Here is an 11,980-nt window from a genome sequence, read left to right on the forward strand (position 1 = left end):
CGGACGCCGAGGCTACTTGCCCGTAAACTGCGGCTTGCGCTTTTCCATGAAGGCCTGCCGGCCCTCGCGAAAATCCGCGCTGTCCATGCAGGCGTGACCGATCGCCCTGATTGCCTCCAGGTCGCGCTGGCTCTCGTCCTTCAACACCTGCGCGATGGTGATCTTGGCGGCCTTGATCGCGAGTGGGGCGTTCTCGGAGATGGTCTGCGCGATCGTCATCGTCTCACCCCACAACTCGTCGATCGGGAACAAGCGCTCGACGAGGCCAATGCGCAGCGCCTCGGCGGAATCGATCCGCATGCCCGTGTACATCAGAAGCCGTGCCCAGGACGGACCGACCAGCGACACCAGATGCTTCAAGCCGTCATAGCCGTAGGCGATGCCGAGTTTTGCCGCGGGAATGCCGAACTGACTGCCATGCGCGGCGAGGCGGATGTCGGCGAGCATCGCGACCTGCATGCCGCCGCCGAGGCAAAAGCCCTCGATGCAGGCGATGGTCGGCTTGGGATAGTCGGCGAGCAGCGCGCGCTGTGCGGCGCTGCGCCTGGCATATTCCTCGGACGCCGCCGCGTTGTGGCGGGTCTTCTCGAACTGGCTGATGTCGGCCCCGGAGACGAATGCCTTGCCGCCGGCGCCGCGCAGGATCACGACGCGCACCGTCTCGTCATCGCGCAGGCTCGTCAGCGCCTCGCCAAATCCCTCCCACATCTCCAGCGACATTGCGTTGCGCTTGTCGGGATTGTTGAAGGTGATCACGCCGACGCCGTCGATGACCTGCTTGAGGATCTTGCCGTCGGCATGGGGTGTTTCGGTCGTGCTGGAAATGTCAGGCATTGCGCGCTCGCTGTCGTAGGCCGGGCGCAATGTGCGGCCGGGGCGCGGCCCGGGTCAACCGCGACGAGGGACGCGGCTTTGCATCCGCCTGTGCCGCGATTGCATGGCGCGAGAAGCGGTTATACCTTGAGCATGATCTTTTCGGAAAACCGCTGCACACTTTTCCGGATCATGCTCTACTGCGTTGCGTGCATGTGCGCGGTCAGGGGATGGCTGCCTGCATTGCTGAAGAACGCCGCCTCTTCGGCGGTGGCCTCCAGCAACTGCTCGTCCTGATCATAGACGTCGTTGCGGAACTGGACGGTCTGGTCCTTGGTCATCCATGCGGTGAGGTAGATCCAGGCCACCGGCACCTTCTTCGCCATGGCGACCTCGAGGTGCTGGCCGCTCGCAATCTCCGTATCGATCGCGGCGCGGCTCCATTTCGGCTGGTCCTTCAGCAGCCAGGCGGCGAGATCGCGCACATTGTCGACGCGCGAGCAGCCATGGGAATCGAAGCGGTAGTCGTCGCTGAACAGATTGCGCTGGTTGGTGTCGTGCATATAGACCGAATAGGAATTCGGCATGTCGATCTTCACCGCGCCGAGCGCGTTGAAGGTGCCGTTGTGCTGGCGCACGGTGAAGTTCGGCGTGTGCGTGCCCGACCAGTCGACCGAATGCGGGTCGATCGGATTGTCGTGGGCGTCGAGCACCTCCATGTGCATGCGCGACAAATAGGTCGGATCCTTGCGCATATGCGCCGAGATCTCGGTCTTGGCGATCGAGGACGGCACCGTCCAGGTCGGATTGAGCACGACGCTGGTGATCTGGGCCGTCAGGGTCGGCGAGGGCTTTTCGGTCTTGCCGACGATCACGCGATAGCGCCGTACCACCACATCGTTCTCGACCGCTTCGGCAAACGCGGCGGGGATGTTGACCACGACATAGCGCTGGCCGAAGCCGAAATTCATGTTCTCGAGCCGCTGGAGCGAAGCCTCCAGCTGCCGGATGCGCTTCTGCACGGAGACGTTCATCGCCGCGACCGTGCGCGGCGTCACCGTGCCGGTCGGCGCCAGGCCATGGCGGGCCTGGAAGCGCTTCACGGCGTCGGCGAGATCCTGATCGAAAGCGCCACTGGCCTTGTCGGCGGCGAGATCGCCGGAGACGATCAGACGCTTGCGCAGCAGCTCGTCGCTGGCGCCCTGGACGCCGAGGGCGAACTTCGCATCGGCAGGGATGGCTGGCCAGCCGCCGCGTACGGCAAGATCGGAGTAGCTGAGCGCGGCATCCTTGATGCGCTGGGCCGAGCCCTCGTCATAGGTTGGCTCGTGCGTCAGCGCGAGCGCCGCGGCGGAGCGGCTCTCCGCCGTCGAAGCGGGTGCGGCAGCCTTCGGCGCGGCAGCATGGGCCGGGTTCGCCGCTGCGGGCACCGTACCGGCCGCCGTTGCCGGCCTCGGGTTTGCCTGTCCCGTGGTTTCGGTTTGCGCCAGCGCGGAAGCGCTCGCGAGCACGCCGACGGCAACGATCATCGCATGGCGTTTCGACATGTGTCCCATTTTCCCCACGAGGACGAGGCCCGGACGGGCGCTCGCATTGGCAATTCCCGCTCGCCGCGCTGCGTGCGCCGATTCGCAAAAATCGGCGGGAAGCTAGAGCCCCGGAGTTGAGGTCCCATTAAGCACGGCAGTCGAAAGCCCGCGCGTTCGCGGCGGGGCGTCTCGATTGGGTCGCAGCAGGGGCGGGATGGGTTCGCGAAATCCGCGGCGATGGCGGGCAAAATTGCCGGGAAACCCGCAGCAAGAAATCCGCAAGAAAAAAGGGCGGCTTGGCCGCCCCGAAAGGAGAGCCGCGCGCAAGCGCGCGGACTGGGTCTCGTTCAATCCGGCCGCGCCCCCGTGACGCGGCGGATTGAACATCGGCCGTAAAGGTCGGAGCCCGATCGGCTCAGGCCTCGTTCGCTGCGATCGATTCCATCAGCGAGACGAGCTGACGCTGCACCGTCTGGTCCTTGATCTTGCTGTAGGCGCGCAGCAGGCGGAGGCTGAAGGCGGAATCGAGGAACAGCAGGCTCTCGACTTCGCGCGCCTTGTTGTCGCCGTCATAGAAGAAGGTCACGGGCACATCGAGGGCGGTGGCGATCTGCTGAAGCCGAGCCGCGCCGACGCGATTGACGCCCTTCTCGTATTTCTGGACCTGCTGGAAGCTCACGCCGAGCTTCTCGCCGAGCTCGGCCTGCGAGATCTTCATCTCGACGCGCCGCAGACGGATCCGCTTGCCAAGCTCAATGTCCGGCTTGCCGGCGCTGCGCTGCTTCATTCTTTTCGCCGCTGCTTTCATACTCTCACCTTTGTTCTTCGGTTGAAAATCCCCCGAAGAGCTGGGTCAGGGGTTCGCCCATATACTCGTCCTTGAATTCATGCGGATGCACGAACTCTTCCTTAAACCACGGGAATCGCGCCGGATTGAAAGCCTCGATCAGCCAGTCAATCATGTGCCGAACACGTGGAATCCGGCCGCTACCAGGGTGGTAGGACAACCAGATATCCAGCGGCCTGTTCAGCTCGACCTCCAGTGGAATCAACTTCCCGCCAAGCGCAATGGCGTAGCTCGGGAATACGCCGATGCCGGCGCCATTCGCGACCGCCCAATAATTGGCGCTTGAGACGTTGGTCTTCATGACCAGCAGGTCACGTTCCGGAACGCCTGGGAAGAAGCTCTCGAAGGTTTCCTTGGCGGCAAGCTGGTCGGCGAATTGCAGCACCAGGCGGTGCTTGATCAATTCGAGCGCCGAGCGCGGCGTGCCGTGTTTTTCAAGGTATTTTTCCGAAGCCCAGAACATCAGGTGCATGCGGCCGAGCCGCACCAGCTTGACGTCGAGCGCGGAGGGACGCGACAGATGGATGGCGACGTCGGCCTCGTGACGAGAGACATCGGCCGAGCGCATCGCGCAATGCAGGTCGACCAGGATCTTCGGATAGGCCTGCTGGAATTCGACCAGCCGCGGGGCGAGCCAGAACGTCCCGAGACCCTCGGTGACGGCCACGCGAACTTCGCCGGACAGGGCGTTGGCCGTCGAATCGCTGGTGCGCAGCACGTCGAAGGCGGCCGCCTCCATGCGCTCGACTGCGGAGACCACCAGTGCACCTTCATCGGTCAGATGCGTGCCGTGGACGTCGCGGGTGAACAGGGTGGTGCCGGTCTGGCGCTCGAAATCATCAATCCGGCGGCGGACGGCGTTGATCGACAGCGACAGGCGTTCAGACGCCGAGCGAAAACTGCCGCATCGAACGACTTCCAGGAATATGCGGGCCGCATCCCAATCGGAGAGGCCGCTGATGTTGATCTTTGGGCGTTCCTCCTGTGGAACGCCCCTTTCCGCCAAGGAGTGCATACAAGTCCCTTCGGGTTGCTAAACTGGCAGAATTGGGCGCAAACCACAACCACTGCGGGTTGGGGAACGGCGACTTTTGAACGCCATCGTTACTGCCTCGTGGGCGGTATCCGAGTGTTACCAAGGCTGAGAATCGAATCGGCCGACCAACGTTGGAATGAGGGGTGTGGCGTGAGTTCCGTTGCGAGCCCTGAAATGGCTGCAGGATTGTCGGCGTTTTCCGTCACGGAAGTCCTTGCGCGCGAGCTGTCGCCGCGCGGAATGGGTCGATCATCCAGTGCCGCGCGTTCGACTCCCGGCCACGACGATAATGGCGTCCCGCGCAGCGGGTCGATGTTCGCGGGAGCCACGGTTTCCCGGCAAAATCATACTGAAATCATGTTCGGAGGCGTCGGCGCCTCGTGTTATTCTCGGTATCCCATGGGGGCCGAGGGGATTTCCACAAACACGTCTCGCAGGCCGAACTAACGGAAAGAACGCCGGTGTCGCATTCAGACGAACAGTTGCAGTCGGTGCTGGAAACGCTTGAGGAGTGCCGCAAGGTTCTCAACGAGAGCAATAACCGCGAGTCGGCCGAGCTGCTGTCCATCGTCATCCTCGACGTGCGGATGAAGCTCAAAGGAATTGACAGTGCCGATCTCAAGGCGCTGTGCGACGAAATGTTGCGGAGCGCTGGAAGCGAACCGCAGCCCCCCTCCAAGCAGACGCAGGACCAGCCCCGGCGTCCGCTGCTCCGCGTGGTGAAGTAGCCGCGCCGCCGAGTCTCGCTTTTTGGCGAGGTTTGTGCGCGTCCCGATGCCGCATCTGTGATCGCAGACGGCATCGGGAGGAGCCTGGTTTCGTGCGCCTCTGTTGTGCGCATTCCCCGGCATCGGCTACACCAGAGCCGGTTCGGCTCCCGCCCGCGCGCATTCCCGGTGCGCGGCCAAAGAGCCTGAGATGGCTCCGACTGCATCATGCAAAATGTCTCGATCCCGGCGGCCCTGATTGCCGGCCTCGTCAGCTTCCTCTCTCCCTGCGTTCTGCCCCTGGTTCCGCCCTATCTGATCTATCTCACGGGCGCCACGATCGAGCATGTCGAGAACAAGGAGCCGGCCTCGGCGTCCAAGCGCGCCATCATGATGTCGGCGCTCCTGTTCGTGCTCGGCTTCTCCACGGTGTTCGTGGCGCTCGGCGCCAGCGCTTCGCTGATCGGCGGGCTGATTCGTGCCTGGTCGGCCGAGCTGTCGATCCTCGCCGGCATCGTCATCATCATCATGGGCCTGCACTTCCTGGGACTGACGCGGATCGGCCTTTTGATGCGCGAGGGGCGCCTGACCGCGCCCAAGCCTGTCGGCCTGTGGGGCGCCTATGTGATGGGCCTCGCCTTCGCCTTCGGCTGGACGCCCTGCATCGGCCCGATCCTCGCCGCGATCCTCTCGATCGCCGCGGCGGAGGCGACGGTGACGAAGGGGGCGGGCCTGCTCGCAGTCTATTCGGCCGGCCTCGGCATTCCCTTCCTGATCGCCGCCCTGATGATCGAGCAGTTCTCGAAGCTGTTCGCGCGCATGAAGGGCCAGCTCGTCAATGTCGAGCGCGCCATGGGCGTCCTGATGGTGATCACTGGCATCGGCTTCCTCACCGGCACGGTCTCGAATGTCAGCATCTGGCTGCTCGAGACGTTTCCGGCGCTGCAGACGATCGGTTAGCTCACGCTGTCGGCACGGCAGTCAGGTCAAACCGGACATGCGCGACGATGCCGGTCGCGCCACTCCGGTTCTGATGCATCAGCCTGAAGCCGTGCCGGTCGGCGGTGGATTTGGCGATCGCAAGACCAAGCCCGGTCCCCTCGACGCCCTGGGGCGCAGCCCTGAAGAAGCGGTCGTAGATGAACGGCATTGCATCCTCGGGAATGCCTGGGCCGTCATCGACGATCTCCAGCGCGCAAATCTTGCCGTCATTGACGACCCTGAGTTCCACGGAGCCGCCTGAACCTGAATAGCGAATGGCGTTGTCCAGCAGGATGGCGATGAGCTTGGCGATCGCGTTGCGATCGCCGAGGAACCTGCACGGTGTCTCCGCCGTCATCGCGAGCTGGACGTTGCGCGCCTCAGCCAGCGGATAGAAGTCGGCCAGCAACGATGTCGCGAGCGCGGCAAGATCGACGTCGTCGCGCTTCCGGATCGAGGCGCCTTCCGTTCTGGCCATTTCGAGCAACTGGCTCGCCAGATGCGATGCGCGCCGCACGCCGTCCCGAAGTTCGTCGGCAAGCTCGCGAGTCTGTCCGGACAGTTCTGCGGCGATCAGGTTTTCCGCCTGAATCTGGAGCGCGGCCAGAGGTGTCCTCAGTTCGTGCGCCGCGTCCGCCACGAAGCGGCGCTGCGCGTCGAGTGCCGACCGGTGACGATCGACGAGCTTGTCGATGGCAACGATCAGCGGAGCCACTTCCGCCGGTACGCCCACCGGACGCAGGGGCTCCTGCGCATCGACGCTGCGCTGGCCGATTTCGGCCGACAGCCGTTGCAGACCGCTCATCGTGCGGCTGATCGACCAACCCAGAACGGCCCAGACCAGCGGGATGGCGAGCAGCAGCGGAAGCGCGGCGCCTGTCGCCGCGTGCAGCGCGATCTCGTGCCTGGCGCTCCACGCTTGCGCGATCTGGATATCGTGCTGCGCGTGGCTCCAGCGATAGACGCGCCAATCCTGCCCGTCGGCGGTCACGTCGGACAATCCCGGCACTGATTGCCAGGGAATATCGATCGGAGGACCCGCCCGATGCACCAGCGCGCCGGAGCGATCCCAGATGCGGACGACCAACTGATCCTCGTCTTCGCTTTCGAGCAGCGGACCCGCACCGTTGCGGTCGCCTGGACCGACATTGACGGCGATCTCCTGCAACTGCGCGTCGAGGAACTTGTTCATCTCATAGGCGACAAGGCCGAACGATGTTGCCGTTGCCAGGAGGCCGATGGCGGCCAGCAACAGCGTCGCACGCGTGATGATCGTCTTGCGAAGAGAGCTCATGATCCGGACTTCGTGACCATCCACCCGGCACCGCGGATGTTCCGGATGACGTCCTTGCCATACCGCTTGCGCAAGCCGTGGATGACGACGTCAACGGCGTTGCTCTGCACCTCGTCGCCCCAGCCGTAGATCCGGCTCTCGATCTGGCCTCGCGACAGAATGGTTCCGGGACGCTCCATCAGGGCGTACATCACCGAGAACTCCCGCGCGGAAAGCGTCGATTGGATGCCGCGGAAGGTCGCCACATGGGTCGATGGATCGAGCGTGATCTCCTTGCTGCTCATCAGCGAATTGGAGCGGTCGTTGACCCTGCGCATGACCGCGCGGATGCGCGCGAGCAGGGCGCGCAACTCGAACGGCTTGACGATGAAGTCGTCGGCGCCGAGATCGAGTCCCGCGACCATGTCCTCGACCCGGTCGCGGGCCGTGATCACCAGGATGGGCGAAGCCTTCCTGCTGCGCGCAGCCTTGAGAATCTCGAAGCCAGTCATGCCGGGCAGTCCGATATCGAGCAGCGTGATCGCGTGCTCGGCGCGTTGTAGCGCGGCGTAGCCGTCCTGTCCGTCGCGGGTCCAGTCCACGGTCATTCCGTTTCGCTTCAATCCGCGGACGAGCGCCTTGCCGAACATCAGATCGTCTTCGATCAGCAGGAGGCGCATTGATTCAGGGAAAATCGCTGTGTTGGAGTGGTGGCGCGTCGCAGCACCAAGCGCCACATTCGACACCGCGGCCAAATGGTCAACCGCCTGCGCCTCAATTTAGAACTCTTACAAATTTGGGCGTGAGCGGAGAGAGGCTCGACCTATTCTAAATCCGATCTAATCCTCATCTAATTCTTCGCATTGCAGATGCGCCCCGGTTCGGGACCGCGAAGCCGTCTTTCAGAGCGGCACGCGAAATTTTTGGGGCGTTGCAGATGGAATTGGGTTGTTGGGCTGGCCGCAAGGCGTTGCGTGGTTTTCTGCTGTCGACGACGGCAGCGCTGTCATTCAGTGGTGGGCTGACGATGCAGGCCGGCCCGGCCTCTGCGCAGCAGGGGCAGGCGGCGGGAGCCTTGCCGTCAGTCGTCGTTTCAGCCCCGCAGCAGCGCGCCCGCCGGGCGCAGACCGCGACCACCTCGCGCGCAGCGCGATCGAATCGTCGGACGGCCACCGTCGCACCGGTCGAGAAGAAGCCGCCGAGCGTCAACAATCAGGACGCGCGTACCGGCCAGAAGGGCTATATCACGCGGAGCGTGACCAGCGCGACGAAGACCAATACGGCTCTCCTCAACGTGCCGCAGTCGGTGACGGTGCTGACGAAGGATTTCATCAGGGACCAGGCCTTCACCTCGATCGGCGAGGCGACCCGTTATGTGCCCGGCGTGATCTATCACCAGGGCGAATCGCATCGCGACGACCTCGTCATCCGCGGCCAGCGCAGCAACGCCGACTTCTACACCAACGGCATCCGCGACGACGTCCAGTATTTTCGCGACTTCTACAACATTCAGCGGCTCGAGGTCCTGAAGGGGCCGAACGCGATGATCTTCGGCCGCGGCGGCGGCGGTGGCGTCGTCAACCGCGTACTCAAGGAGGCCGACGGTACGACCATTCGCGAGGTGACGGTCGGCGGCAATTCCTATCCCGGCGCCCGCGTGACCACCGACGTCGGCCAGGCGATCAACGAGAACTGGGCCTTCCGCCTCAACGCGATGTACGAAAACACGCAGAGCTATCGCGATTTCGTCAACCTCGAACGCTGGGCGATCAATCCTACCGCGACCTTTGCGCCGAACGACACCACGACGGTCAAGCTGAGCTACGAGCATCTGCACGACCGGCGTACCGTCGATCGCGGCATCCCTTCGCAGATCCGCCCCGGAAACGCCTTCCCGCGCTATCCCTACGATACGTCGCCGTCTGCGTTCTTCGGCAACCCCAACCTCAACTATGCGCTCGCCGATGTGGATATCGGAACCGCTGTCGTCGAGCACGATTTCGAGAACGGGTGGACGATCAAGAATTCGTCGCAGATCGCCAACTACGACAAGTTCTACCAGAACATCTATCCGGGCGGAGGAGCCAATTCCGGTGCCGTCAATGCCGCCGGAACCTCGAGCAATCTGCAAGCATACAACAACGAGACCGACCGGACGAATTACTTCAACCAGACCGATCTCACCTACAAATTCGGGACGGGCCCAATTCGTCACACCGTCGTCTTCGGCGCCGAGTTGGGCCGTCAGAACGGCCTGAACTACCGGCAGAGCGGGCTCTTCAATGGCGTATCGTCGACCATCACGATCGATCCGAGGAATCCGACGTCGTACGTTCCGGTCACTTTCGCCAATAACGGGGGGACCGATGCCAACAACACCTACAAGCTCAATCTCGGCGCCGTCTACGTCCAGGACCAGGTCGAGATCACGCGCTATCTGGAGCTGATCGGCGGCCTGCGGTTCGATCACTTCGACCTGACGTCGCGAGACCGCCGCACATTCGTCGAGCTCAACCGGGTCGATGATCTGGTGTCGCCACGCGTCGGTGTCCTGTTCAAGCCGCTCGAAAACCTGTCGATCTACGGCAGCTACAGCATCTCGTATCTGCCGAGCGCCGGCGACCAGTTCAGCGCTCTGACACCGGGCCTGGCCATCGCAGCGCCCGAGAAGTTCGTGAACAAGGAAGTCGGGCTCAAATACGACATCTTCCCGAGCCTGCAGTTCGCTACGGCGATCTACGAACTGGACCGGACCAATCAGCGCTTTGCCGATCCCAACAATGCGGGATTCTTCATCCTGAGCGGAGCCACCAAGACCCGCGGCCTCGAAGCGTCTCTGACAGGCTACGTGACGGACGCCTGGCAGATCACGGGCGGCTACGCTTACACGGATGCGCGGATCACCAGCAACAACTCCGCGACCATTGTCGCCGGCAACCGCGTGGGACTTGTGCCGTACAATACCTTTTCCCTCTGGAACAGGTATCAGTTCACGGAGCAGTGGGCCGCGGGCCTCGGTGTGATCCACTACTCGAACTTCTTCGCATCGTCCGACGACACCGTGCTGATTCCGGAGTTCACGCGGGTGGACGCCGCCGTGTTCTTCAGGCTCAACGAGACCTGGCGCGCCCAGCTCAACATCGAAAATCTCCTCGACCGGAAGTACTATTCGACCGCGGACGGGAATAACAACATCACGCCGGGGTCTCCACGTGTGTTCAGATTGTCAGCCACGGCGAACTTCTGATGGTGTTGAGATGACACGCGCGAGTGGCCGGGCTGAAGGCAGATCGACGGCACGCAAGAGCAATCGCGCCGCACAGGCGGCGCGACAGCGCTGCTTCGTGCTGGAGATCAACCAGAGACCGGTTCTGGCGTTCTCGGCCAGCTCACTGCGATCCGCCCGGGCGCGCGTGCAGGAAGCCTGGTTCGTCGAGGAATTGGAGAGCATGTGTTCAGGTGGGCGTCCTCTCCTGTGCCCGGATCATGTCCGACACGTCAGGCTCGCGCTTCCGGCGGAGATTGCCGCGGTGGAACTCGGACGCGGCCTCGATGAGGCGCGCGGCGAGGACGCCAAATATGGCTTCGCGTTTCTCGTTCCGATCGACGTGCCGCCGAATTAACGGCGTCGACCGCTTTTTCTATTGAACCGCGAAGCGCGCGAGCGCCTCGCGGTCGATATCGATACCTAGCCCCGGTCTGTCAGGCACCCGCACGAAACCCTTCTCGTGCTCGATCGGCTCCTTCAAAATCGCCTGCCGGATCGGATGCTCGGTGCGGTCGAACTCGAGCATCGGTTCGATCGGCGCAAGCGAGGTCGGCGTGTGTGACGGCAGCACGGCGAGGAGCTGGAGCGAGGCCGCGATCGCGATCCCGGTGCCCCAGACATGCGGATTGTAGCGGATGCCGAACGCCTCGCTCATGTCGGCGATCTTCTTGCATTCGGAGAGGCCACCCGCGGCGCAGGTGTCGGGCTGGGCGATGTCCAGCGCATGCGATGCGAACAGGTCGCGAAAACCGAAACGGGTGAATTCGCATTCGCCGCCGGCGATGGGAATCGTCAGCGCGGATCGTACCGCGCGATATCCCGCGACATCCTCCGGCGGCACCGGCTCCTCGAACCAGCCGATGTCGTAGCGCTCAATCATGCGGCCGAGCCGGATCGCCGCCACTGCGTCATAGGCGTGGTTCGCATCGACCATCAGCGCGACATCCAGGCCGATCGCCTCGCGCACCGCGCGGGTGACCGCGGCGTCCTCGGCGATGCCGAAGCCGACCTTCAGCTTCACGGCGCGGAAACCCTCCGCGGCGTAGCCGGCCGCTTCCTCCGGCAGGTATTTGAGCGGATCGCCTGATTTGCGCCGGTAGAGCCCGGTCGCATAGGCCGCTATCTCCTTGCGCGCGGCGCCGCCGAGAAGCTGATGCGCTGGCACGCCGAAATGCTTGCCCTTGATGTCCCACAACGCGATATCGATGCCGCTCAGGCCCTGGATCACGACGCCCTTCTGGCCGTGATCGCGCAAGCGTGCGTAGACCATCTGCCACAGCACGTCGGTGCGCAGCGGATCCTCGCCGATCAGCAAGGGCGCGATGCTCTGCACCACCGCCGCCGTCATCCGCGCCGGCCCGTAGCATTCGCCCCAGCCGGTCAGGCCGTCATCCGTCTCGATCTCGACCAGCATCGCGGTGCGCGTGTCGTACCAGGCGCGCGAATAGGCGAAGGGCTGCGAGAGCTTTGCTTCGAGGATGTGCGTGCGCACCTTGGTGATCTTCATCGCCGATGTTCCTTCAATC

Annotated in this window: 11 protein-coding genes; 4 read left to right on the forward strand and 7 right to left on the reverse strand. The window is 63.6% G+C overall.

Translation table 11 applies throughout. The features are described from left to right. Nucleotides 1-12: 12 nt before the first annotated feature. The 4 genes from AB7245_RS12135 to AB7245_RS12150 form a co-directional block, all read right to left on the reverse strand. A complete protein-coding gene (locus tag AB7245_RS12135; protein WP_085404443.1) occupies nucleotides 13-834 on the reverse strand; it encodes an enoyl-CoA hydratase in 822 nt (273 codons plus the stop codon). Nucleotides 835-1,010: 176 nt separating this feature from the next. Then, nucleotides 1,011-2,360, reverse strand: coding sequence for a L,D-transpeptidase family protein (locus tag AB7245_RS12140; RefSeq protein WP_135215077.1), 1,350 nt, complete (start codon nucleotides 2,358-2,360; stop codon nucleotides 1,011-1,013). A gap of 397 nt (nucleotides 2,361-2,757) precedes the next feature. After that, entirely contained in the window at nucleotides 2,758-3,129 is a 372-nt protein-coding gene (locus tag AB7245_RS12145; protein ID WP_014497036.1) for a helix-turn-helix domain-containing protein, read from the reverse strand. Nucleotides 3,130-3,154: 25 nt separating this feature from the next. Then, nucleotides 3,155-4,204 (reverse strand): LysR family transcriptional regulator, encoded by a 1,050-nt coding sequence (locus AB7245_RS12150; RefSeq protein ID WP_038943246.1) that lies wholly within the window; start codon nucleotides 4,202-4,204, stop codon nucleotides 3,155-3,157. Between the two features lie 482 nt (nucleotides 4,205-4,686). Between AB7245_RS12150 and AB7245_RS12155 the strand changes: the two genes are divergently transcribed. Together AB7245_RS12155 and AB7245_RS12160 are read left to right on the forward strand one after the other, a co-directional pair. Further along, nucleotides 4,687-4,953 (forward strand): hypothetical protein, encoded by a 267-nt coding sequence (locus tag AB7245_RS12155; RefSeq protein WP_028152051.1) that lies wholly within the window; start codon nucleotides 4,687-4,689, stop codon nucleotides 4,951-4,953. A gap of 207 nt (nucleotides 4,954-5,160) precedes the next feature. Further along, nucleotides 5,161-5,892, forward strand: coding sequence for a cytochrome c biogenesis CcdA family protein (locus tag AB7245_RS12160; RefSeq protein WP_085404442.1), 732 nt, complete (start codon nucleotides 5,161-5,163; stop codon nucleotides 5,890-5,892). 1 nt (nucleotide 5,893) lies between these two features. Here AB7245_RS12160 and AB7245_RS12165 read toward each other — a convergent pair whose 3' ends face one another. Together AB7245_RS12165 and AB7245_RS12170 are read right to left on the reverse strand one after the other, a co-directional pair. Then, a complete protein-coding gene (locus AB7245_RS12165) occupies nucleotides 5,894-7,207 on the reverse strand; it encodes an ATP-binding protein (RefSeq protein ID WP_085404441.1) in 1,314 nt (437 codons plus the stop codon). Further along, a complete protein-coding gene (locus tag AB7245_RS12170) occupies nucleotides 7,204-7,866 on the reverse strand; it encodes a response regulator transcription factor (RefSeq protein WP_085404440.1) in 663 nt (220 codons plus the stop codon). Before AB7245_RS12170 ends, AB7245_RS12165 begins: the two co-directional genes overlap by 4 nt. A gap of 257 nt (nucleotides 7,867-8,123) precedes the next feature. Here AB7245_RS12170 and AB7245_RS12175 point away from each other — a divergent pair, with 257 nt between their 5' ends. Both AB7245_RS12175 and AB7245_RS12180 read left to right on the forward strand, forming a co-directional pair. Next, nucleotides 8,124-10,433: a TonB-dependent receptor gene (locus AB7245_RS12175; protein WP_094184428.1), complete on the forward strand. Its 2,310-nt coding sequence runs from the start codon at nucleotides 8,124-8,126 to the stop codon at nucleotides 10,431-10,433. 10 nt (nucleotides 10,434-10,443) lie between these two features. Further along, nucleotides 10,444-10,809: a hypothetical protein gene (locus AB7245_RS12180; RefSeq protein ID WP_085404439.1), complete on the forward strand. Its 366-nt coding sequence runs from the start codon at nucleotides 10,444-10,446 to the stop codon at nucleotides 10,807-10,809. An 18-nt stretch (nucleotides 10,810-10,827) separates the two neighbouring features. Here AB7245_RS12180 and AB7245_RS12185 read toward each other — a convergent pair whose 3' ends face one another. Continuing rightward, nucleotides 10,828-11,961 carry a mandelate racemase/muconate lactonizing enzyme family protein gene (locus AB7245_RS12185; RefSeq protein ID WP_085404438.1) on the reverse strand — a complete coding sequence of 378 codons (1,134 nt, stop codon included), beginning with the start codon at nucleotides 11,959-11,961 and terminating at the stop codon, nucleotides 10,828-10,830. Between the last annotated feature and the right edge of the window lie 19 nt (nucleotides 11,962-11,980).

The organism is Bradyrhizobium sp. 604_D8_N2_3, assembly GCF_051810765.1.
GTDB lineage: Bacteria > Pseudomonadota > Alphaproteobacteria > Rhizobiales > Xanthobacteraceae > Bradyrhizobium > Bradyrhizobium barranii.